Source organism: Shewanella sp. 125m-1, from assembly GCF_052977065.1.
The window spans coordinates 21523-45313 of the sequence record NZ_JBRILT010000031.1 but is presented as its reverse complement, the minus strand read 5'-3'; the positions used below and the strand labels follow the sequence as shown (position 1 = coordinate 45313).

Annotated in this window: 21 protein-coding genes; 9 read left to right on the top strand and 12 right to left on the bottom strand. The window is 44.2% G+C overall.

What is annotated here, in order from left to right; translation table 11 throughout:
- Positions 1-150: 150 nt before the first annotated feature.
- From trpA to ACVBIK_RS13845, 6 genes are all read right to left on the bottom strand, one after another.
- Positions 151-960, bottom strand: coding sequence for a tryptophan synthase subunit alpha (trpA, locus tag ACVBIK_RS13870; protein WP_447169919.1), 810 nt, complete (start codon positions 958-960; stop codon positions 151-153).
- A 10-nt stretch (positions 961-970) separates the two neighbouring features.
- On the bottom strand, positions 971-2233 hold the full coding sequence (gene trpB, locus ACVBIK_RS13865) for a tryptophan synthase subunit beta (protein ID WP_447169918.1): 1263 nt from the start codon (positions 2231-2233) through the stop codon (positions 971-973).
- 109 nt (positions 2234-2342) lie between these two features.
- On the bottom strand, positions 2343-3776 hold the full coding sequence (gene trpCF / locus ACVBIK_RS13860; protein ID WP_447169917.1) for a bifunctional indole-3-glycerol-phosphate synthase TrpC/phosphoribosylanthranilate isomerase TrpF: 1434 nt from the start codon (positions 3774-3776) through the stop codon (positions 2343-2345).
- A 7-nt stretch (positions 3777-3783) separates the two neighbouring features.
- Entirely contained in the window at positions 3784-4833 is a 1050-nt protein-coding gene (trpD, locus tag ACVBIK_RS13855) for an anthranilate phosphoribosyltransferase (RefSeq protein WP_447162461.1), read from the bottom strand.
- 28 nt (positions 4834-4861) lie between these two features.
- Positions 4862-5497 (bottom strand): aminodeoxychorismate/anthranilate synthase component II, encoded by a 636-nt coding sequence (locus ACVBIK_RS13850; protein WP_447169916.1) that lies wholly within the window; start codon positions 5495-5497, stop codon positions 4862-4864.
- On the bottom strand, positions 5494-7077 hold the full coding sequence (locus ACVBIK_RS13845) for an anthranilate synthase component 1 (protein ID WP_447162441.1): 1584 nt from the start codon (positions 7075-7077) through the stop codon (positions 5494-5496). Before ACVBIK_RS13845 ends, ACVBIK_RS13850 begins: the two co-directional genes overlap by 4 nt.
- Positions 7078-7809: 732 nt before the next feature.
- Between ACVBIK_RS13845 and ACVBIK_RS13840 the strand changes: the two genes are divergently transcribed.
- From ACVBIK_RS13840 to ACVBIK_RS13815, 6 genes are all read left to right on the top strand, one after another.
- On the top strand, positions 7810-8544 hold the full coding sequence (locus ACVBIK_RS13840) for a DUF1538 family protein (protein WP_447162442.1): 735 nt from the start codon (positions 7810-7812) through the stop codon (positions 8542-8544).
- A 27-nt stretch (positions 8545-8571) separates the two neighbouring features.
- Positions 8572-9357: a DUF1538 domain-containing protein gene (locus ACVBIK_RS13835; RefSeq protein WP_447162443.1), complete on the top strand. Its 786-nt coding sequence runs from the start codon at positions 8572-8574 to the stop codon at positions 9355-9357.
- Positions 9347-9697 (top strand): P-II family nitrogen regulator, encoded by a 351-nt coding sequence (locus ACVBIK_RS13830; protein ID WP_447162444.1) that lies wholly within the window; start codon positions 9347-9349, stop codon positions 9695-9697. Before ACVBIK_RS13835 ends, ACVBIK_RS13830 begins: the two co-directional genes overlap by 11 nt.
- On the top strand, positions 9694-10098 hold the full coding sequence (locus ACVBIK_RS13825; protein WP_447162445.1) for a CBS domain-containing protein: 405 nt from the start codon (positions 9694-9696) through the stop codon (positions 10096-10098). The genes ACVBIK_RS13830 and ACVBIK_RS13825 overlap by 4 nt, the downstream gene beginning before the upstream one ends.
- Before the next feature lie 308 nt (positions 10099-10406).
- The gene (locus ACVBIK_RS13820) at positions 10407-11219 is read left to right on the top strand and encodes a RecX family transcriptional regulator (RefSeq protein WP_447169915.1); all 813 of its coding nucleotides are present in this window, start codon (positions 10407-10409) and stop codon (positions 11217-11219) included.
- 168 nt (positions 11220-11387) lie between these two features.
- Positions 11388-11939, top strand: a complete 552-nt coding sequence (locus ACVBIK_RS13815; RefSeq protein WP_447162447.1) for a YbhB/YbcL family Raf kinase inhibitor-like protein — start codon at positions 11388-11390, stop codon at positions 11937-11939.
- Positions 11940-12169: 230 nt separating this feature from the next.
- Here the strand turns inward: ACVBIK_RS13815 and ACVBIK_RS13810 are convergent, their stop codons facing one another.
- The 3 genes from ACVBIK_RS13810 to ACVBIK_RS13800 all read right to left on the bottom strand — a co-directional run bounded on the left by ACVBIK_RS13810 (position 12170) and on the right by ACVBIK_RS13800 (position 16723).
- Positions 12170-12526: a glutathione S-transferase N-terminal domain-containing protein gene (locus tag ACVBIK_RS13810; protein ID WP_447162448.1), complete on the bottom strand. Its 357-nt coding sequence runs from the start codon at positions 12524-12526 to the stop codon at positions 12170-12172.
- Between the two features lie 88 nt (positions 12527-12614).
- On the bottom strand, positions 12615-13259 hold the full coding sequence (locus ACVBIK_RS13805) for a Type 1 glutamine amidotransferase-like domain-containing protein (RefSeq protein WP_447169914.1): 645 nt from the start codon (positions 13257-13259) through the stop codon (positions 12615-12617).
- Positions 13260-13597: 338 nt separating this feature from the next.
- Positions 13598-16723: a DUF748 domain-containing protein gene (locus tag ACVBIK_RS13800; RefSeq protein ID WP_447169913.1), complete on the bottom strand. Its 3126-nt coding sequence runs from the start codon at positions 16721-16723 to the stop codon at positions 13598-13600.
- A gap of 368 nt (positions 16724-17091) precedes the next feature.
- Here ACVBIK_RS13800 and ACVBIK_RS13795 point away from each other — a divergent pair, with 368 nt between their 5' ends.
- The 3 genes from ACVBIK_RS13795 to ACVBIK_RS13785 all read left to right on the top strand — a co-directional run bounded on the left by ACVBIK_RS13795 (position 17092) and on the right by ACVBIK_RS13785 (position 18841).
- Positions 17092-17799 (top strand): DUF445 domain-containing protein, encoded by a 708-nt coding sequence (locus ACVBIK_RS13795; protein ID WP_447162451.1) that lies wholly within the window; start codon positions 17092-17094, stop codon positions 17797-17799.
- Positions 17800-18103: 304 nt separating this feature from the next.
- Positions 18104-18451 (top strand): VOC family protein, encoded by a 348-nt coding sequence (locus tag ACVBIK_RS13790; RefSeq protein ID WP_447162452.1) that lies wholly within the window; start codon positions 18104-18106, stop codon positions 18449-18451.
- A 48-nt stretch (positions 18452-18499) separates the two neighbouring features.
- Positions 18500-18841, top strand: a complete 342-nt coding sequence (locus ACVBIK_RS13785; protein ID WP_447162453.1) for a 5-carboxymethyl-2-hydroxymuconate Delta-isomerase — start codon at positions 18500-18502, stop codon at positions 18839-18841.
- A gap of 77 nt (positions 18842-18918) precedes the next feature.
- Here ACVBIK_RS13785 and asnB read toward each other — a convergent pair whose 3' ends face one another.
- The 3 genes from asnB to ACVBIK_RS13770 all read right to left on the bottom strand — a co-directional run bounded on the left by asnB (position 18919) and on the right by ACVBIK_RS13770 (position 23758).
- Positions 18919-20583 carry an asparagine synthase B gene (gene asnB, locus ACVBIK_RS13780; protein WP_447169912.1) on the bottom strand — a complete coding sequence of 555 codons (1665 nt, stop codon included), beginning with the start codon at positions 20581-20583 and terminating at the stop codon, positions 18919-18921.
- A gap of 500 nt (positions 20584-21083) precedes the next feature.
- A complete protein-coding gene (locus ACVBIK_RS13775; RefSeq protein WP_447163380.1) occupies positions 21084-22742 on the bottom strand; it encodes a M28 family metallopeptidase in 1659 nt (552 codons plus the stop codon).
- A gap of 269 nt (positions 22743-23011) precedes the next feature.
- Positions 23012-23758: an HAD-IIA family hydrolase gene (locus ACVBIK_RS13770; RefSeq protein WP_447162456.1), complete on the bottom strand. Its 747-nt coding sequence runs from the start codon at positions 23756-23758 to the stop codon at positions 23012-23014.
- Positions 23759-23791: the final 33 nt, after the last annotated feature.

Here is a 23791-nt window from a genome sequence, read left to right as displayed (position 1 = left end):
ATTGCTTGAGTTGCTTGAGTTGCTTGAGTTGCTTGAGTTGCTTGAGTTGCTTGAGTTGCTTGAGTTGCTTATTTAAGCTTATAGGCAAAGAGTCTACTAATAAAAATAGCGCCATTAAGGCGCTATTTTTTTGTTTGTAGTAATAGCAAATTAGCGAGCGGTTGCGGCTTTCATATTGCGAGTAAATTCAGCAAGGGCGCTAAGGAGCGCTGCCTCGTTGTCTTTATTCGCGTCAATGATTTTCACCACGGCAGAGCCTGAAATTGCGCCCGCTGCGCCAGCATCAATAGCTGCTTTTACCTGGCTCGGCTCGGCAATACCAAAGCCTAGCAAAGGCGGCGCGCCATTAAACTCTTTTAAACGGTTGAGGATATCGGTAATTGGCATACCGGCTTTGGATTCTGTTCCAGTGACACCTGCGCGCGAGAGTAGGTAGGTATAGCCTTGGCCTTTTTCACTCACAAGCTTGAGAGTGTCACTATCCGCATTGGGCGGCGCGATAAAAATTGGTGCAATACCGTGAGCTTTTGCAGACTCGATAAACGGGGGCGCTTCTTCAACTGGCACATCGGCAATCAATACTGAATCTACACCCGCGGCTTGGCATTTTGCGTAGAAGGTGTCGACACCGTTGGCAAAGACCAGGTTGGCATATAGAAGCAGGCCAATCGGCAGTTCAGGGTATTTAGCTCGAATACTGCTTAGCATCTCAAAGCACTGTGTTGGCGTAGTGCCTGCCGCTAATGAGCGTAGGTTGGCTCCTTGTATTACCGGACCGTCGGCTAATGGATCAGAAAATGGAAAGCCAAGTTCTAGTGCATCGGCACCATTTTTAACTAGGGTGTCGATAATTTTTAGTGATATCTCAGGTGACGGATCACCTAAGGTCACGAATGGCACAAATGCGCCTTGTTTTTTTTCATTTAGGGCGGCAAAGGCTGCCTGATAACGTTGACTCATTGCCACTCTCCTAGCTGTTTTGTGCTGCAGTTGTTTGGTTTTGTTCTGAGCGTTGCTGTTCAACTTTTTGTTGCTCAGCTTTTTTCTCTTCAACTTCCTGTTTCTCAAGAATGTCCGCAACGGTGAAGATATCTTTATCGCCGCGACCTGATAGGTTAACCACAAGCAGGGTTTCTTTGGTGGCTTCTTTTGCCAGTTTTACCGCATAAGCAATCGCGTGAGCAGACTCCAGTGCCGGAATAATGCCCTCTGAACGAGCGAGTAGCTGAAAGGCTTCAAGCGCTTCATCATCGGTCGCAGACTCATACGTAGCGCGCCCCGTGGCTGCAAGGTGCGCATGCTGTGGGCCAACCGATGGGAAATCAAGTCCTGCAGAAACAGAGTAAGACTCCTCAATTTGGCCTTCGCTGTCTTGCATTAATGGCGCTTTCATACCGAAGAAAATACCGGTTTTACCGTGCTTAAGTGGCGCGCCGTGCATTGGGGTATCGATGCCTTTTCCTGCTGGCTCTACACCAATCAGTGCCACTTCTTTCTCGTCGATAAAATCTGCAAACATACCAATCGCGTTTGAGCCACCGCCGACACAGGCGATAACGGCATCAGGCAAACGACCTTCACGTTCAAGGATCTGCGCTTTGGTTTCTTCGCCAATCATGCGTTGGAACTCACGTACAATTGTTGGGAATGGGTGTGGGCCCGCTGCTGTGCCAAGTAGATAGTGGGCTTTGTCATAGCTGCCAGACCAGTCACGCATCGCCTCGTTGCAAGCATCTTTCAACGTGGCAGAACCAGAGGTGACAGGAATAACTTCAGCGCCCATTAACTTCATTCTAAATACGTTAGGTGACTGACGCTCAACATCTTTAGCGCCCATATACACTTTACACTTAAGACCGAGTAAGGCGCAGGCAAGGGCGGTAGCAACGCCATGTTGGCCAGCGCCGGTTTCGGCGATGATCTCTTTCTTACCCATACGTTTAGCCAGTAGCGCCTGACCTAAAACCTGGTTGGTTTTATGGGCACCGCCATGCAGTAGATCTTCACGCTTTAGGTAAATTTTGGCTAACGGGTTAGGGCTTAAGTTACGGGTCAGTGTTAACGCTGTTGGGCGGCCCGCATAATTTTTCAATAATTCAGTGAACTCTTGTTGAAACGCCTCATCTTCTTGCGCTTCGATAAAGGCGGTTTCTAACTGCTTAAGGGCTGGCATTAAAATCTGTGGTACGTACATACCGCCGTATTCCCCAAAGTAGGGATTTAACTTGCTCATAATCTTGTCCTTTATCTTTTCAATTTGTTGCCACTGGCTGGTTGAGCCAATGGCATAATCTTGTTTAGGCTGTTGCTTTGAATCTATTTGGTACTTATTTTCAATTTAATTAGTACTGGCGCAGTCGCGCAAATGTTTCAGTAATTTTGTTGGCATCTTTAATTCCAGGGCTTTGCTCAAGACCAGAGTTAAAATCTAAGCCATAAAATCCTTGGTTTGCCGCTTGCACTGCGTTATCAGGGCTTAAACCGCCAGCCAGTAGCGCGAGCTCTTTACTCGGAAGAACCTTTTGCCAGTCAAAGCATTGACCGGTACCGCCAAATTGGCCGTCTGATTTACTATCAAATACTACGCGGTCGATACCTTCTGGAATTACAAGCTCATCACCGTTATTACCTTCAACATCAGTATTTACCGCAATGGCTTTCCAAATTTGTGTTTGGCAGTTCTGCTTGGCAAATATTGCTGTTAACTCAGCGATTTCAAGCTCGGTTTCTTTACCGTGTAACTGCACTGCAAATAGGCCTAAATCGATAGCCAGCTTAGCGATAACATCGACCGCTTCGTTCACAAATACCCCAACCAGGCTCAGCTTGATGTTAGTTTGCTTGAGCTGCTCGACTAAATCCTGTGCTTGCTGTGCAGTCACGGCACGCGGTGACTTTTTAGCAAAGATCAGGCCGCCATAGACTGCGCCAGCTTTAGCCACGGCAAGTATGTCTTCGATACGGGTTAACCCACATACTTTGTTGTGGCCAAGCGTGAGTTTTCGGCAGGCAAGGTCCAGATCGTCTTCTGCCATCAATGAGCTGCCAACCAAAAAGCCATCAACTAATGGGGCTAAACGGCGAACTTGTGCTTGGTTATAAATACCTGATTCACTGATCACTACTCTGTCTGCCGGAATATGCGGTGCAAGCTCTTCTGTGGTAGCAAGGTCGGTCGATAAGTCGCGAAGATTACGATTATTAATACCGATAATCGCAGCATTAAGATCAATGGCGCGAGTTAATTCAACCTGGTTGCTGACTTCAGTTAAAATATCGAGTTGGTATTTTTTCGCTTCTGCAGCAAGCGCTTGATAACGTTCGTCATCGAGCACCGACAACATGAGCAAGATGGCATCAGCGCCTTGGTGAGCGGCAAGTTTGACTTGATATTCGTCTACGAAAAAGTCTTTGCATAAAATGGGCTGACTAACGCGCGCGCGTACACGCGGGATATAGTCCATATCGCCTTGAAAGAACTGCTCATCCGTTAATACAGAAATACCAGCAGCGTAGTGGCTATAGACGTCGCTAATCGCATCGACATCGAATACATCACGAATCAAGCCTTTTGATGGACTGGCCTTTTTACACTCTAAAATAAAGCCAGCATTGGGGGCGTTTAACGCATCAAATAAGCTTCTATCAGAGGTTTTAGGCGTTAAGCTTGCTTCAGGAAAGCGTTGCTTTAATTCGATAATATGCGCCGCTTTTGTATCAACAATCTTAGTTAATACGTTGCTTTCTTTAGCTGCTGTTGGCTTTGTTAGATCCATGCTCACATTAGGCTCCTTTCGCAGCTTGGCTAGCGTTAGCCAGCTGGGTCAATAACTCGTAGGCTTTACCGCTTTTAATTGTCTCTAACGCTAAGGCAGTACCAGCTCTTACATCATCACACACACCTGCAACATACAGCGCGCAGCCAGCATTGATAGCAACGGCATTCATGTGGGCGCTTTGGCCTGCGCCTTGTAAAATAGCACGGGTGTGCTCTGCATTTTCTTCAGGCGCGCCGCCTTCTAAATCTGTTAGTTCAGCGTTTGGTACGCCTAACATGGCAGGCGTAATGCGGTACTCGCTGATCTCGCCATCTTTTAACTCATGTACTAAGGTATCGCCGTGTAGTGCCACTTCATCAAGGCCGCTACCATGAACCACCATAGCGCGCTTGATCCCAAGGGCTTTAACGACCTGGGCAATAGGCGCTACCAGTTCAGGGCTATACACGCCAAGCAGCATAAAGTTTGGGTGGGACGGGTTAATCAAAGGCCCCAATACGTTAAATAAAGTGCGGGTTTTTAGTGCTTGGCGCACAGGTACTGCGTGGGCGACACCGCCATGATAGTGTGGGGCAAACAAGAAGCATAAACCTAGCTCGTCTAAACAATCACGCGCAGTTTCTGGTGCCATGGTCAAATCGATGCCAAATTGCGCCAGTAAGTCTGAAGAGCCTGATTTACTCGACACACTACGGTTACCGTGTTTAGCTACATTGGCGCCCGCCGCTGCAGCGACAAAGGCGGCAGTGGTTGAGATATTGATAGTGTTATGGCCGTCGCCACCAGTGCCGACGATATCAAGGATACCTTTATTAACGGTTGTTTCACTTGGGGTCGGAAAGGCTTTCGCTGCCGCGCGCAGTGCATCTGCTGCACCGGATATTTCATCTATGGTTTCGCCGCGCATTTTCATAGCAACCAGCATACCACCCATGCTGACGGGGTCCATTTTGCCTTGAATGATTTGGCTAAAGAGCACCTTAGCTTCTTGTCGAGTTAGGCTCTCACCGCGATAAAGGGCTTCGATAAGAGCTTCAGTAGGCTTGATTTCAATTGGTTTAACTTGAGTTTGGCTCATAATCTTATCCTTTTACTTCTGTTGGGCTTAGGCTAGTTAGGTTCTGGTTTCCATCAGCTAAAGAGCGGGCAAGATAATCTAAGCTTTGCACTAATAATTGGCTGCCTAAGGTGGTTAAAATCGATTCAGGGTGAAACTGAAAACCCACCGCCTTGTCTTGTCTATGAATAATCGCCATTGGCATCTCTTCTGTGGTGGCGATAACCTCTAAGCAATCTGGCACTTGCGTTGCCACTAAGCTGTGATAACGAGCCACAGGAAGCGGTGATGGCAAACCTACAAAGATCCCTTGGCCGTTATGAAAGGTTGGGCTCGCTTTACCATGAACGACTTGTTTGGCGCGCTCAACTTTACCGCCGTAATGCTCAACTAATGCTTGGTGGCCAAGACAAATGCCCAGCATTGGGACTTTTCCCGCTACACTTTCAATTAATGCCATCAGCGAGCCAGCTTCATGGGGCGCGCCAGGCCCAGGTGATAATACTAGGGCCGCTGGCACGGTTTCGTTTAACAGTTTGTTGGCGATAAAGTTAGCGTCAACATCGTTACGGTAGATCACGACTTCATAACCAAGGCTTCTAAACTGATCCACTAGGTTGTAAGTGAACGAGTCGAAATTATCGAGTAGATAGATTTTCATCGTCCACCTCCCATCTTTATGGCTGAAATTACTGCTTGTGCTTTTTGGCGAGTCTCATCGGCTTCGGCTTGCGGATCGGAGTCAAACACTACGCCTGCACCTGCTTGAATATAGGCGGTGCCATCTTTTACAAAGGCTGAGCGGATCACAATACAGGTATCCATATCACCAAGGCCATTTAAGTAACCTACGGCGCCGCCGTAGCTGCCACGGCGTGTTTTTTCAGCGCCGCGAATAAGTTGGGCCGCGCTGACCTTCGGGGCACCTGTTAATGTACCCATGTTCATGCAAGCTTGATAAGCATGAAGGGCATCTAAGTCAGTTCTTAACTGACCTGTTACTCGGCTGACTAAATGCATCACGTGGGAGTATCTGTCTACCTTTAGTAGTTCAGGTACTTTACGGGTACCGCTTTGGCTAATACGGGCAATATCGTTGCGGGCTAAATCAACTAACATAATGTGTTCAGACAGCTCTTTTTTATCTAAGCGCAGTTCAAGCTCGTTGCGGCTATCTAGATCAAAGTCGATTTCGCCACTGGCGGTTTTACCCCGTTTACGAGTACCAGCAATCGGGTAGATCTCAACTTGATTGCTCTTAGCTTCATATTTGAGTGCACTTTCAGGTGATGCACCAAACAAAGTAAAGTCGTCACCGCGAAAATAAAACATGTAAGGGCTTGGATTCGTCAGCCTTAACGCGCGGTATGCACCTAATGTATTTGGGCAAGGTAAGCTAAAACTACGAGATGGCACCACTTGGAAAATATCGCCGGCAATAATGTGCTCTTTGAGAGCATTGACGGTACCTTTGAAGTCTTCATCACAAATATTGACTTGGGTTTGGGCGTCAACTGTTTGCAATTTTGCAATGGGAGCGAGTGAGTGACAGGCTTGCTGTAATTGGGCCATACGCTCATTGAGCTGTTGGCTTACGTGGCTTGAGGTAACGTGTGTGGGCTCAATAAATTGATGAGTAACAATTTCAGCGCTTTGCTGCTGATGATCCACAAGAATTAACGTTTCGGCGAGGTAAAACAGGTAGTCTGGGCAGGTGTTATCCCCCTCTGGCACACTTGGTAGCGGCTCTACGGTATCAATTAAGTCATAAGAGAGTACGCCGCCCAGAAACAGATCTTCAAACTCAGGGCTTTCATCACAGCGAATGTGTTTAACCAGCATTCTGAGACCATCGAGCGGGGAGGTCGACTTTAAGCGGGCATCTTCATCGAGTTGATTACGCTCTTTTTGTAGGGTAACAATGAGGCTCGATTCGGAAGTTACTTGGCATTGGCTACTTGGAAAAGCTTGCTGAAAGAATGTGCGGATAGGGGCTAGCAATGCCTTACCATTGTCAGTTAACGCTTGAAATTGTAGCTGGTAACCGTCGCAGCGGATCTTCATGGCTGAGTGTGTCAGGACGATACTCTTTAAGTGATCTTTGCTGTCAATTTCAGCCGATTCAAGCAACATGGTATGAGGGGCATCTTGAGTCACATGCTGGTATAAGCGAAGCGGGTCATCGTGATATGCCAACGCCTCTTTTTGAGTGACAACTTTAGCGATAGTATGCTGTGTCATGCTCCTGCTCCTGCCTTGTAGGGTAATGCATTATTCATTGTTTTATCTCACTTTATCTTATATCAATCACGATGCTTATTACACGTCATTGCTCATTGCCCGCTGCCTTGGCTTTCTTGTTTCTCGCTGTTTTATTATCGCTTAAATACAAGAAAGCCCGCAGAGTGTGCGGGCTTTCTTGTTGAATCTTGGCTCAGTTCTATGAGCACACAGTTTCACACCACCCGCTAAGTTGGGAAGTGCCACCACCAATTAATGTTTTGGAAAGTATTAAACTGTGTCATGTAAAATTCATCTTGTTTGTTTCAGTGACTATATAAAAACATTTGCGGGTGAAAGCTGTCAATTGAATATTTCTATTTTTGACTGATTTTCACTAATTAAGTGTATAAATTTGTCTAATTTTATTTTTATAGGGTGATTTTGGTGTTTTTTGAGTGGATTTTGCTAAAAACTGTCATTGTCGAATTTGATTGTTTGTAGCTTGTAAGCCGTTAAATGAACATTGCGCACAATAATGCATCAACAAAGAGACCTACAACCAGTATGTAAAAGCGCGGGCAATGATTTCTTGCTGGATCTCTTGATTTTTTTTGCTGCCTAACAGCTTAATTTTTGTTTCGATAGCCTCGATATTTGATCTAGCGCAAACTTGGTGTAACACCTGTTAAGTTTTTGTTGTGATCCGCGCTCGTTTTGGCACACTGAAAATGTGGCCCCAAAGGAGTGAATATGGCTTCAATCAATCAGCTGTTAAAGGCGTTGTTTAATAGTTTCAAAGATTTGATCCCTATTATTTTGGTGGTCTGCTTCTTTGAGATATTTGTCTTACAACAAGCACCCGATAACCTTTTTTCGATTTTAATCGGTCTTGTTTTCATTATCGTCGGGTTAACTTTCTTTGTATTTGGTCTAGAAATGGGACTGTTTCCCATCGGTGAATCGCTTGCGCAGGCACTGGCTCGCAAGGGCAGCGTGTTTTGGTTAGTGGTATTTTCTTTTTCGCTCGGCTTTGGCACCACATTGGCAGAGCCTGCGTTAACCGCTGTGGCTAATGAAGCGGCGGAGGTAGCAGCTGAGGTCGGGGCGATAAAGTCGAGTGAAGCGTCAATGGATAGCTACGCTATGGGGCTGAGATTAACCGTGGCCTTATCAGTGGGCCTGGCAATTTTGCTTGGTGTGGTCAGAATTTTAAAAGGCTGGCCTATCCATTACCTGATTATTTCAGGCTACATCATAGTGATGATTTTGACCTCATTTGCGCCTGAGAACATTATTGGGATCGCCTATGATTCTGGCGGGGTGACAACATCAACAATTACCGTGCCTTTAGTGACAGCTCTAGGTGTGGGGCTTGCCACAGTGATTAAGGGCCGAAACCCGATGTTAGATGGCTTTGGCCTGATTGCTTTTGCCAGTTTAATGCCAATGATCTTTGTGCTTATTTACGGAATGGTGGTGCTTTAATAGTGGTGCTTTAATGGGAGTGCTTTAATGGATATGTTGCACCAAGTGCTTGATACCTTACTGGTCACCATACGCGATGTGGTGCCGATAGCGATTATTCTTTTTGGTTTTCAGCTCGGCGTATTAAAAAGGCCTGTTGCCAATTGGCGACGAGTGGTTGCGGGGTTTGTGTATGTCATTTTAGGGCTAAGCTTTTTTTTAGTCGGTCTAGAGATGGCGCTGTTCCCCATTGGCGAGAGTATGGCCGAACAGCTTACCTCCCATGAGTTTATCCATGAAGGCGATTTACAAAATACAGTTAATGCTTGGCAGGACTATTATTGGGTTTACATTTTTGCCGCAGCAATTGGTTTTAGTACGACTATTGCTGAGCCTTCTTTGATTGCGGTGGCGATTAAAGCCAATCAGGTTTCCGGTGGCACTATCGGTATTCAAGGCTTACGTATTTCAGTGGCTATCGGCGTAGCCTTTGGTATTGCATTAGGGTGCTTTCGAATTGTCGTTGGGGATCCTATTCACTACTACATTATGGCGGGTTATGTGCTGGTGGTTATTCAAACCTTTTATGCACCTAAAATGATAGTACCACTGGCTTATGATTCTGGTGGTGTGACGACCTCTACGGTCACCGTTCCGTTAGTTGCTGCTTTAGGTTTAGGCTTAGCGACCAATGTTGAGGGACGTAATCCCCTTATTGATGGCTTTGGCCTTATTGCCTTTGCCAGCTTGTTTCCCATGATCACTGTGATGGGCTATGCCCAATTGGTGGAATTTAAGAATAGAACCCAAAAGGAGCGAGATAATGCGCTTTAAACTTATTCTGGTGTTTATTGATGATGCCTGTACAGACTCGGTTTTAGATGCGGCTCGTAGTAAAGGTGCGACAGGCGCTACAGTCATTAATCACGCTCGCGGTGAAGGTCTTAAGAAACAGAAAACCTTTATGGGCTTAACGTTAGATGTTCAGCGAGATGTGGTGTTGTTATTAGTTGAAGAGCATTTATGTCGAACCATTTTAGAAACCGTAAGTGAAGTGGGTGAGTTTGATAGCGATTCCGGTAAAGGTATCGCTATTCAAATCGATGTGGAAGATGCGGTAGGTGTTGCGCACCAAGTACAAAAATTAAGTCGTGATATTGAGGACCAAATATGAAGACCGAAAACCCTGTAAGAAATCATGATGTGATGAGTCAAGACTACGCCATGATTGATGGACTGCAAACCGTAGCAGAAGCTATTGAACATGCAGTTAACAATAAGGTGAACGTATTGTTTGTTAATAAACGTCACGATGATGATGAGTTTGGTATGGTGTTGATGAGTGACATCGCTAAAAAGGTTTTAGCACAAGATAGATCGCCAGAGCGAGTGAATGTGTATGAGATTATGGTTAAACCTGTGCTGACGGTACCTGGGCGGATGGATGTTCGCTATAGCGCACGTTTGTTTGACCGTTTCGGTATTACCAAGGCGCCAGTGATTGAGGATAACAAAATAGCAGGACTTGTGAGTTACCACGATATTGTGCTTAAAGGCATGATTAATCGTGGCTAATATGCGGCTGTTATCGTGGCTAATACAGTCTCACAGTCGCTAATACTGTCACTAAGATTAGCCGCGATTTATATATGAATTAAACAAACCTCACCACGAAGTGCTTCTCTTTAATGAAGGACTGTTATTGTCCAATAAATACCGGAGTGCTGCGGCCACATCATTATGTTAAGCATAGTTTTAAAGTTTATGAGGACATAGTGGCTGCTTGTTCGGTAGCGTGGGATCCGGTCACAGGGCTATTCCTCATCAATACTGGGATCTGCTACACTGGCTTTGGTTACTTTTTAATTTAAGTTCAATTTGTTATGCAGCGCCCACCATTACGTCAAGCCAAAACCATCGATAATGTTTTTAATAGTGCCTATTGGCATCTTAGTCAGCAGGATTTCACCATTAATGAAATTCGTACCAAGCTTGAGCGTAAAACCGAAAATCAAGAATGGATTGATACCGTACTCGCTAGGCTCATCGAGGGTGGGTATCTAAAAAGCGATTTTGACTTTGCACTGCGTTATTGCGAGCTAGCCTTTAGTCATGAACTCGGTGCTGGCGCGATTAGGCGTAAGTTACAGCTGCGCGGTGTATCAGTGGCTGACGTTGATAGTGCAATAGAACAAGTGATGCAAGAGCAAACAGTCGATAGCTATGCGATGGCAACCTCTAGGCTACTCAATAGGTATGATAATTTTTATGGTACTAATAAAGAGAAAGTCTATGCCATGATGACCACAAAAGGTTTTTCTCGGGTAGAAACTGATCACGCATTATCACAACACCCGATGCGTGAAACCCTACGCAGCAAATTGGCCGTAAAAGCGGACAAAGCCGACTTAACGACCGAAATAGTTAAGTTATATCACAAAGGTAAAGGTCAAATTCTTATTGAGCAGGAGCTTAAGCAGCGACTGTTAGATTTAAGTGATTTTGAAGACACCCTGTATCAATTAACGCTTATTGGTGATGTGGACTTTTATCAAAGCTGCAAAAATGAGCTGGCTAAAAAGCGCTATGATTTATCTGACTATAAAGAGAAGTCGAAAGCTTATGCGTATCTATCCCGTAAAGGTTTTAGCAGTGACGAAATAAAAGAAGCCATGAGCCCTGATGATGAGCTTTGAAGGCATCAGTATTACTGATTAACCAAGCAGCTATCGAATTTTAATTATATCTGTTGGCCCCCCGAAACTTAGATTAAAGGCAAGTCGACTTTTTTCGACTATGCTTATTTGATTGTGACGTAGAGATAAATCAAATCAAATCAAATCAAATCAATATAGGTAGGATATATGAGATTCAATAAAGTCTTGTTATTAGCTGCATGTAGTTTATTTGCACTTTCTAGTCAGGCGATAGAGTTAAAGAGTACAAATGTCACTGAAGGTCAGAGCCTTAAAAATGCCCAGCTATTTAATCAATGGGGCTGCAGTGGAGAAAATATCTCTCCAGAGCTCAGTTGGAGCGATGTTCCAGAAGGCACTAAAAGTTTTGCTGTGACAATGTACGACCCTGATGCACCTACTGGGAGCGGCTGGTGGCATTGGATGGTTGTTAATTTACCAGCAAGTACTCAGAGTTTGCCGGCTAACTCGGGTCTAAAGGGAGGGGCTAATCTCCCTAAAGGGGCAAGTATGGTTTCTAATGATTTTGGCTTCAAAGGATTTGGCGGTGGCTGTCCTCCTGAAGGTGCTGCGCCACATAATTACCAAATCACTGTTTATGCGCTAGATGTTGCTCATCTTGAATTACCAGAGAGTGGCACAGCTGCGCTGGCTGGGTATAATATTTATCAACATCTTCTGGGCAAGGCGGTGCTGACTGCACCGACAAATGCAAGGTAGTAGACTTAAGTAGTTGGTATTAGCAGGTATTAGTTACGGATAAATAATAGTAACCGGTACGTATTAGTAACTTGGGTTAAATTATCGTTTGAGTAACCGCTATGAAAAAGGCAGCATTGATATGCTGCCTTTTGTTTTATCTGGTTGCTTTTACTTATTTACAGCTCCTCCCGAAATACATCGACTTGAGTTAAGTTGACACTTTTAGGGCGAGAAAGCAGGCCTGCGGGTTAAGCAAATTTTTTATCGAGAAAGCCAATGATCTCTGAAGACTCATACATCCAAGTTGATTGACCATTTTCTACAATTTTCATGCAAGGAACCTGTAGCTTTCCACCTTCGTTTAGCAATGTGCTCTTATGTGGTTCTTGCTTGGCATCGAGAGTGACGATATTTAAGCCTTGGCGACGCAAAGAACGACGAACTTTAACGCAAAATGGGCACGCCTTATATTCGTAAATAGTCATATTGCTGGTTGCGTTGTCGATTTGTTGTTGTTCTTCTTGTGGACGCTTTAGTTTTTTAGGTGAAAAAACAAAGTTTAAAAACAGGATGATACGTCCTAATACCCAACGAATGATAAACATTAACTACCTCTGATGTATTGTTATTCGCGCAGATTTTAACTCAAGCGTTACAGGGTTGAAAGTAATGATTAAAGATCTGCTTTCATCTTTATGACTTTGACCAATGACAATGGCCTATCTCTTCTATCGCTCCAGAAATCATTACTAGGCTGGCATTGTCCGGACATAAACAGATCTGCTGACTAAATGCTGAAAGCTGTTGTTTAAATGACTTGCTTTCAAGCTGCACAGGGCTGATGTGGGGCGCAAACATAAAGTCCACTAAGTTGAGCGCTGTAAAATCTGTAAGCTGACAATGATTGATGTCGCCGCAAAGTGCAGCGCTTTCAATACTTGAGGTTATGAGCATCGCACCTGCGCTAACGCCAATGAGTGCACCACCATTGACTGCATATTGGCGCAAAATGGGTAATAGTTTTTGCTGTTGCATTGCTTTTAAGAAACGATAGGTATCACCGCCAGAGAGATGAATGGCATCGCAGTTTAACAGCGCCTCGAGACTGCTCGGTGAAAAGCCTGATTCTAACTCAAGATAAACAGATAGCGTTGCATCGAGTGTTTGATACATCTGCTGAGTTTGCAAAAAGTACTCTCTTTGAGGGTCGGGCTCAGAGGCGATATAGCCAATTGTTAGCTGGGGATGTTTGTTGGTTGTTGCTATGGATGTAAGCACTGCTTTAATTGCGGCTTGGCCATTTTCAGTATTAGGATCACTCAGTAGGGCGAGTTTCATCGGTTCTGTCCTTAGATGATGCCAGTGTATCAGCATTGCTATGATGTGGATTATGACTCGACTTTAGCCGATCTTACATTGAGTTTAAAGCCTACTAGCCAAGCACAAGCCAGCTAAATACAAGCGAGCTCAGCAGGAGACAGCCAAGCACAAGGCTGTCAAACAAAAGGTAGTCTAGTACAAGCCTGCTAAGTACAAGGCAGTTAATCACAAGGTTGATAAGTAATAGCTCTTTTCAATAGCTCTTTGATGGCGATGAATGATTTGCGATCAGCTGCCCAATAAAAAGCACGCAAAGATGCGTGCTTTTTATTGGGCAGGAGGTAATTGAATTGACGTTAATTCGCACCCAAGGTCAGTAAGGCCTGGCTTGAACCTGTATTGAGCTCCACTTGGCTATCGAGTAGGAATATTCTTTGTGGTTCAATTTTCTCTTGTTCAATTAAATAGGTTTTAACCGCAGTCGCACGTTGTTGTGCTAGATGCCCAAGTGCAGCCTCTGGGAGTCGTTGTGCACGCAGCAGAAAGTTATACAGTGCGATATGCCAGCGCTGTGTAAGCTGGAGAACGGTAAGTTTGTTCTCTCCTTGATGTTCTGCTTCGATTTTCTCTTTCACCTTTTTAGCTGGGCTAGCAAGCTCTGTTTCATAGAGCGTTATTAGCGCATCAGACAATGCACCAGTTGTTGGGTAACTGCTAGGTGATAAATCAACAGGCAGTGATGTGATATCCAGTTTGGCTGTTTGAGCGAGCTTAGCGTTAAGCTGTTGCTCTCTGAGCGCTTTGCTATCTTCTTGCATGTTAACACTGCCTTTAACGCTGAGGGTTAGCATGGGTCTATCAACTAAGCCCGTGGCCAGCTTGTTAAGTTTAGTTTGTTGGCTGTCATCGAGGCTCGCGATACCGGCTGCGAAACTGACTTTATCGAGTTGTTCTTCATCAGAACCAAGTAGCCCCGCAAGCAAAGTAAAGGGAGCGGTTACTGCTTTGGTGATCACATTAGTAAAGGCGGTCATGACGATGCTGCCAATACTAAAGCTTGGGTCGTCTACATCACCAGATACTTTAAGGCCTAAATCAATCACGCCGTGTCTATTTTGCAAGAGTGCAATGGCTAAAGTCACAGGCAAGGTGGTAGCAAGACTACTATCGCTAGGTTGTCCCAGCTTTAATTGGTCGATGACTAAATGGTTCTCCCCAATTAATTGGCTATTATCGAGTCGGTAGTTAAGCGCTAATGACAATAGCCCTTTATCAATGTAATAACCAGCGTAGGTACCAGCGTAGGGGCTTATCGAGGTAAGCTCGACATGTTTGAAGCTAAGGGCAAGATCTAAATAAGGCTGCTTAAGCAGTGGGTTGATATCTCCCTTTAAGCTAACGGGGGCGTAGCGATCAATCTTACCTTTAATATCTACGGTGGCTGTTTGCTCACTGTTTGAAGACAATTTGCTTATATTGCCATCTAAATATTCGATACTGGCAGCAAAATTAGGTGTCAACGAGTTATCGGCGAAAAAGGTAGAACCCTCTTTAAAGCTGATTTTGTTGATGGTCAAGGCCAGTGGCTTGCTAGCTGTTTCCTGTTGATGCTCTTGCTTAGTTACAACATTGGCTGTGACGGCTTTATGCTGAGTTGTGGTTTCAGTTGTGGTTTCAGTTGTGGTTTTAGGAGCTGCAGCCGTTGGTACTATAAACAGATCACCTATGTTGGTGCTCTTATCTTTAGCGATCATTATCCGGCCATAAGGCTGATTTAGCGCGACATGATCGATATTGATACTGTTGGCATTTTTATCGAATGCTAAGCGATTGACCTCTAAGTTTTTCCATTTTATTAAGTCTTTTTTCTGTAGCGTATCTTTAATCAGTAAGTCATTGACGCCTAAGCTGCCGGTATAGCTTAACTGTTGAGTTTGGGCATTAAAGGCAAAGTCTCCCTCAGTGCTAAAATCACCTTGCTTGAGCTCAATATTGACATAAGGTTTCAGGTAGTTTTGTATTTGTGGCAGTGCAAACTTGGTGACTGACACTTTGGCGTTCACTAATTGTTTTAATGCGTCGATATGACCGTTTGATGCCAATAGACCCTGTTGATTCACGTTGAGTGATAATTGGTAGTCAATTGGCGAGGCGAGATCGGCGTTTATGGCTCCAGTCGTCAGTTCAATATCCTCTATTTGCCATAAGGTATTTTGAGTGACTAATTGCTCGCTTAGATTCACTTGGTAATCTTTAAGGTTGATGCCTTTGAGTATTGCAGTCCAACTGCTCTTAGCGGTTTGAGCCTGATTGGCAGATATGACAGCCTTATCATTATTGGTTTTTACTGCTGAAGAGTCGTTTGGCGTTGTATTGATAGGGGTAAAGATTGTCGCCAGATTAATGCCATCTTTGTTCAATTTAGCATTGAGCACAAGCCCCTCGGTATCGAGCGTTTCTGCCGTTACCGATCTCTGCTTAAGGTTAAACTCGATACCTTTAAGAGCGATGATGGGGAGCTTTATAATTGATTGCTTTTGATAATCAAAGTTGATGTCAGCTAATTCTAGCATGCCCTGGTCGGTGGTAAACTGAAGTTTATTCTCTTGCATTTGCAGCTGATAATGACTCGATAAACTAAATTGTCCAGAGGTTAGTTGAGGGGCAAACTGCGCCGAGATAAAAGACCAAAATTGTGGCAGTTGGATATTGGTCAGTTGCACATCTCCAACAATATTCAAGGGTGATAATTGTACTAGCCCTTGAGTGGTAATTTCACCGCCGTTACGGCCGACAACATGAATTGCATAGTGGTTGGTTTTTTGTTCAAGTTCAAGATTGTTAAGTGACGATGTAATCGCATGATTAGAGTCAAAATACTTGATATTGAGGTTTAATGCTGGGTAGTGCAATTGGCTATGGGTAAGCTTATCTGTAAAGTTCAGATCAGCATTCACAATCGCTAAGTTTGTGACGATAAAGTGCGGGATCCCAGCTGACTTTGTCGGCTCCTCGTCGCTTTTATCTTTAGGGCGATTTGCTAATGTCTCAATAATATCTGAAAAATTAAAGCGTAATGTTTGCGGCGTATTGAGTCGCTCAACGTTGATTACTGGCGCTGTTAACGTGACATTAGCGATGCTGAAGGCGGTATTAACAACCGAGTCCCAAAATTGGTACTCAAAGTTTAATTGTGAAAAGCCAACAAAGGGTTTGCTATCTGTCTCTTGTAATTCGAATTTATCGATGGCGACTTCAAGAGTGAACGGGTTGACCTTGACGTTTTCAAGAGTAACCGGGCGCTGTAGCAACGAAGATAACTGCTCGGGTACTTGCTTAACCACAATATAGGGTACCAATAAGCCTAGTATTGCAGTAAAAGTAAAATAAATGGCGGTCACTATGATGAGTAAACGCTGATACTTTGGACGCTGACGGTAGCCATTCAGCACAGCTTGAAATGATGTTTTGATAAAAGACATACAGACCTTTGTCGATTTAATTTTGTGGCAGAGTGTTTATTTCACTAACAAAAATCATACGTAGCATAAGTTGTTAATGGTCGATACTCACACTACTAATTTTAGCTTCATTATCGTGTAAATGATTCTGGTATCATAATGTTTTTTTTAAAATGTAACGTTTTTATTAACGTACGAATAAATATGTTACAGGAGCCAGTTTCTGCGCTTTAGCTAGCAGTGCAACTTATGTTCATTGATGTTGCATGAGTCTTGACTATGGGCACGTGTATGGGAAGCAGATCAAATAAGCGTGATTAAACCTATTGCTTCAGGTCTTTCTTGGTTGATACCATAGCGCGTTTTTTATCTTGCTTTGGGGAATTAGCTTGAATAAGAGTGTTATCACCAATTTGATTGCAGCTATCTTTGTTGCTGTCGGCTATCTGTTTGCTTTACCGATTGTGTTAACAGTTGGCTTGTTTGCACTATCTGGTGCTGTGACCAATTGGTTAGCTATCCATATGTTGTTTGAGAAGGTACCTGGGTTATACGGCTCAGGGGTTATACCCTCGCGTTTTGAAGAATTTAAAGCTGCAATTGCACACTTAATGATGAATCAGTTTTTTACGATCGAAAATATCGATCGTTTTCTATCAGGTGAGGGCGGGATTGAAAAGCAACTAAATCTGCAACCTGTTATTGATAAAATTGATCTGTCTCCGGCATTTGATGCGTTGGTGAGTACTGTGGCGCAATCGTCTTTAGGCGGTATGCTAGCCATGTTTGGTGGTACAGATGCGATAACGCCGCTGCGTGAGCCTTTTATTGAGAAAATGAAAAGCTCGTTGAGTGATATTGCCCAAAGCGATGACTTTTACGCATTAGTAAAAGAAGAGTTAGAGCAGCCCGATATGATTGCGGATATGCGCGTCAAGGTGGAAGAGATTGTGACCCAAAGGCTCGATGAGTTAACGCCACAACTGGTTAAAGAGATCATACAAGAGATGATCCGTGAACACTTAGGTTGGTTAGTGGTGTGGGGCGGTGTATTTGGTGGCTTAATCGGTTTAGCCGCGGCGCTTATCCAGAGCTAAATAAGCTAACATCATTAGCAAAGCGTTAAATTGAATTTTAGATTAAAGCTCTAAATTAAAGCTCTAAATTAAAGCTCTAAAGTAGGGAGCTGATACTGATTGGTATTAGGCTCCCTTTTTTATGGGGTATTTGTAAGCGTGTATTGCTCGCTTTAGCTGCTGTGATTTTAACCAGAATATGCTTTAATCACTGAGGCGTTATTTGCTGAGTTAAGCTTTTATCTAGGAACGTGTTTATTAAAAAGTCTTTTGTTAGTAAGCACAGAGCGAGTCATCATGGGTTAAGCATTCACAGGAGTGGCATATGCAGCACCATAGTATTAACTATCTTGAGATCCCAGTAAAAGAGATCAATAAGACTAAGGCTTTCTTTAATCAAGTGTTCGGTTGGGAGTTTATTGATTACGGCCCCGAATATAGCTGTTTTGTCGATGCGGGTATCGCAGGCGGTTTTTTTGTCAGTGAGAAGGCATTCACTATCGCCTCCGGTTCACCTCTTATCGTGCTGTACTCCAATCAGCTTGAAGAATCACAAACTAAAGTCATTGATGCAGGTGGGCAAATAAGCCAGCAAGTTTTTACTTTTCCTGGCGGACGTCGTTTTCACTTTCTGGACACGAATGGCAATGAATATGCTGTTTGGTCTGAGTAAGGCTTTATCCCCTTATTCCCCATACCCTAAGAATAAAAAGAGCAGACTATGCCACATTGCACCATAGAGTATTCCGCACCATTAGCCGAAGTGCTATCCATTGACGCTTTAGTTGCCGCCAGTCATAGAGGTCTTACTGAGTCAGAGTTGTTTGAGCCAAAAGCGATTAAGACGCGGGCCTATGCTTGTGATTATTTCCAAATAGGCGAGGAAGAGCAGGGCAGTTTTATTCACCTCAACATTGCTATCATGCCGGGGCGCACCGATGAGCAGAAGGCTTTACTGATTGAGCGGGTTTATGATGCAATTGCACTCATTACTGCAACGGTGAGTAGTGTGACTTTAGAAGTGGTCGATATTAAGCAGCATTATTTTAAAGCGTTAAACTGATTTTAGCATGACTGATTAATCTAAAGTGCAAAGCAAAAAGCCACTCATATGAGTGGCTTTATTGTGTTGAGTAAAGCTTAGTAAGCGCTGTCGTGTACAGATTGCACTGCACGGCCTGACGGATCTATGATCCCTTGTAAGCTTTCGTCCCAAGCCAGCGCTTCAGGTGTTGAACAAGCAACAGACTTACCACCTGGCACTGTTTCTGCCGCACTTGGCAGTGGGAATAACTCTTCAAAGAAGGTGCGGTAGAAGTATGCCTCTTTGGTTTCAGGTGTGTTGTATGGGAATCTAAACTTGGCGTTTGCCAGTTGAAGATCGTCCACTTTGTCTGCAGCATGATCTTTAAGGCCATCAATCCATGAGTAACCTACACCATCACTGAACTGCTCTTTTTGACGCCAAGCGACTTCTTTCGGTAACTTGTGCTCAAAGGCTTCACGCAAAATGTGTTTTTCAATCTTACCGTTTTTCGACATTTTAGCATCAGGGTTAGTGCGCATTGCCACGTCCATAAACTCTTTGTCTAAGAAAGGCACGCGAGCCTCAAGACCCCAAGCTGCCATGGCTTTGTTAGCGCGAAGACAATCGAAGAGGTGTAACTTGTCCAGCTTACGTACTAGCTCTTCGTGGAATGCTTGTGCGTTAGGCGCTTTGTGGAAGTACAAGTAGCCACCAAACAATTCGTCAGCACCTTCACCCGACAATACCATTTTAATGCCCATGGCTTTAATCTTGCGCGCCATCAAGTACATTGGCGTTGCCGCGCGGATAGTGGTGACATCGTAGGTTTCTAAGTGGTAAATCACATCTTTCATTGCATCGATACCATCTTGAAAAGTAAAAGTGATTTCGTGGTGAATCGTGCCGATCGCATCGGCGACCTTCTTGGCTGCAATTAAATCGGGTGCACCTTCAAGCCCGACAGCGAACGAGTGCAGTTGTGGCCACCATGCGCTGCTTTCTCCGTCATCTTCAATACGGCGCTTAGCAAAGGTTTGGGTGATTGCTGAAATCACCGATGAATCAAGACCACCCGACAGTAATACGCCATAAGGCACATCTGACATTAATTGACGCTTTACGGCTGCTTCTAGGGCATCACGTACATCTTCTGCGCTGGCAGGGTTGTCTTGCACAGCGGCAAAATCACGCCAGTCACGCTGGTAATACTGAGTCAGCTCGCCTTGTTCACTTGAAAGGTAATGTCCTGGGCTAAAGGTTTCTACCGTTTTACACACTGGCATTAACGCTTTCATTTCTGAGGCAACATAAAAGTTACCTTCAGCATCGCGCCCAGTGTATAGCGGAATGATCCCCATATGATCACGACCTACTAGATAAGTGTCTTTAGTTTTGTCGTAAAGTACAAAAGCAAAAATACCGTTTAGCTTGTCTAAAAACTCAGTGCCGTATTCTTGGTATAATGCCAAAATGACTTCGCAATCGGAGTTGGTTTGGTAGCTATATTTATCGCCTAATTCAGCTTTCAATTCTTTGTGGTTGTAGATCTCACCGTTAACGGCTAATACGATTGACTCATCCTGACTAAGTAGTGGCTGCGCACCATGTTCGATGTCAACAATGGCTAAACGCTCATGGGCTAAAATGGCTTTATCACTGCTGTAAATGCCAGACCAGTCTGGACCACGATGACGCAATAATTTGGACATCTCTAGAGCGACTTGACGCAGTGGAGTCGCGTCGGATTGAATATCTAAAATTGCAAAAATTGAACACATAGGTCACTCCAAAAAATTTCGGTCTTAAACTCAATTGAGTATTAATCTGCCATTGAAAATTGAAGAATACAAATCTGCTTTTGAATAATCATCGTTAAAAGTGGCTTCTTAGCTATCTAAAGTCTTATTTTTAAATAGCTGAAATGATGAATCGATATTTTAAAGGCTTTTAGCTTGTGTTATCCGCAATTTGAATGGGGCATTGTTAAGCTTGATTGGATATACGGTAATGCCGTTTAAATTAAAGTGAATTGAGCAAATTAATTGGAAAATCCGGAATTTTTGGGGATTATCTGCTCAGTTTTAGCATGATGTGGTTAAAAGCTTAAATTTAGGTTTGATAAAAATCACTCCTAGGTAGGCAAAAAAAACCGACAAGTGGGTGGCAAGTCGGCTGGTTGAAAACCTTTAAATGGGTAGAATGTTAATTGGTACTGCCTTAATTAAAGTGATTAAAGATTTTGTGTCTAATCGCTCAATTCACTCAATCGATATTTAATTTATTTACTGGCTTGCTCTAAGGTATCGTTGGCTGGGCGCAGCGCATTAAATTCTGTGCCCTTAAAATACCCTGGCCAGTCATTGTTGTTGCCTAACTCAGTTGCTGCTTGGTAATAGATGGCTAAATCTTCGAGGGCGCCAGATAGATCCCAGTCTTCACGATATTCATCACAGACATTGTGATAACAGCCTTTCATTTTTAGTTTCATGGCCGCTTTATATTGTGCAGTGGCCTCATCTATTGGCTGACTGCCGCCGCCAGCGAATACAGCGGGTACCCCTTCTTTGGCAAAGCTGAAGTGATCTGAGCGGAAAAAACCGCCAGACTCCGGATATTTTTCTCTTATCGCAATCCGGTTTTGGGTTTTTAAGGCATCAACAAGATAGTTCTCTAACTCAGATTTCCCTTTGCCAATGATAGTGTAATCACTGGTACGGCCATAGATATTGGTGCTGTCTAGATTAAATACAGCAACGGTTTTATCGAGTGGATAAACGGGATTTGATGCGTAATATCGTGAACCGAGTAGACCTTGCTCTTCACCCGTTGTCGCCACAAATGTCACGGAGCGGGCAAGGGGGTTGCCGCTATTAGCTTGCTTGGCAAACTGCCGTGCAATTTCAAGGATCCCTGCCGTGCCAGAGGCGTTATCAAGTGCGCCGTTATAGATCTGGTCACCATCTTTGCTGGTATCGATACCAATATGATCCCAGTGAGCGCTAAACAAAATATGCTCATTTGGGCGGCTGTTACCCGGTAACGTTGCCACCACATTGTAACTATTGGCATATTGCGCTTTGTTTTCAAACGCAATTGATGCAGTTTGGTTAAGTGGCAGGTTAATAGGGCTTGCGGCTGCACGATCTGACACAGTGTTCAGTGACAACCCCGCGTTTTCAAATAATTGGCTGGCAACGCGATAGGTGATCCAGCCTTCAACCTTTATTCGTTGCTTTTGTTCTTGTTCACTACGAACAAGATCTTGCTGAGCTCCGGTCCAGCTATTTTCTACCACTGACCAAGGATAAGAGGCCGGTTTTGTATCATGGATGATGATAGCGCCTAACGCACCTTGGCGGCTCGCTTCTTCAAACTTGTAACTCCAGCGACCATAGTAGGTCATGGCCTTACCATTAAACAGATCTGAGTCTGGCAGAGCAAAGCCGGGATCATTAACTAAGATCACCGCAATTTTCCCGTTCATATCCAAATCTTGATAATCGTTCCATTGATATTCGGGAGCATGAATGCCATAGCCGACAAAAACCAGCGGCGCATTATTGATATCGATGTTTGCAACATCGTGACGGCTACCCAGTACAACGTCTTGTCGATACTTCAGTGGTAAGTCACCTAAACGAATGGATTGTTGCTCAGATGCTGTGTAGGTCACCATAGGCACGGCTTGTAGATAATCTTTTCCGTTAGGTTTTTTAAGCCCCATTTCAGCAAAGGCATCACTTAAGTAATCTAAAGTTAGCTGTTCACCTTTAGTGGTGGGCGCGCGACCTTCGAATTTATCGGAGGCGAGGGTTTTGATATCTTGGCGGAAACGGCTTTCGTCGAAAGTGACGTCGGCTGGATTATTGACGTTAGCTGGGTGTTGACTACAGGCACTGAGCATCGAGAGTGCGCAGACTGAGAAAATTGAACGCATGAAGTGGTCCTATTATTGTTGTTTTAGACTTTTTTCGTTATTGAGAGGCATGATGGAGGAAATTAGCCCTCAATGGCAAGAGGGCTAAGTGATAATCTATTCGCTAAAATGTTACTTAATATTGCGCTATAAACGCCGGTGTTATAAGTTGATTCAACTTTAGATTCAACTTTAGATTCAACTTTAGATTTAGCTTTAGATGAGTAGCGCGCTGGGCCGCTAAACCAGTCAAAACCGGTTAATCGCCCTGCGCTTAGGTGCTTACACAGTTAGATAACGTCGATGTCCCCAGCGCAATTAAAGATATGATTGGGTCTAAATGGTTCTTTATCGATATCGCTTAAAGAGCTAACACCACTTGTTACCAGGATGGTTTCAAGTCCCGCTTGAAAGCCTGCAAGTATATCGGTGCGCATATTGTCACCGATGATCACGGTGTTTTCTGAATGCCCACCTATATGGTTTAGTGCTGAGCGAATGATCCAAGAGCTGGGTTTACCAACATAAAATGGCTTTTTGCCGCTGATCCGCTCTATGGGGGCACATAATGCACCGCAAGCAGGACTAAAATCTGGGCCATGGGTATCGGGGTTCGTCGCAATAAAACGTGCGCCTTCGCTAACAAACTTAGCCGCCTTATGGATCATATCCCAGTTGTAGGAGCGCGTTTCGCCAACGATCACAAAGTCTGGATTGATGTCGGTGATGGTAAACCCTGCTTTATACAGCTCGTGGGTTAATGCCCCCTCGCCAATCACAAAGGCTTTAGTACCTTGTTGATGTTTGAGAAAGTCAGCGGTCGCCATGGCAGCGGTGTAAAAGCACTCTTCAGGTATTTGAATTCCTGCGGCGCCAAGGCGATTTTGCAGATCTTTACCTGTTTGTACTGGGTAGTTGGTCAGCACTACGAGAGGGTTACCTTGTTCGACTATGCGGTGAATAAACTTATCACTACCAGGAATAAGCTGATTGTTGTGCAGTAACACTCCATCGATATCGCAAATAACATTTTTCATTTGACTCTCTTACTTCATATTAGTTTGCCGAAT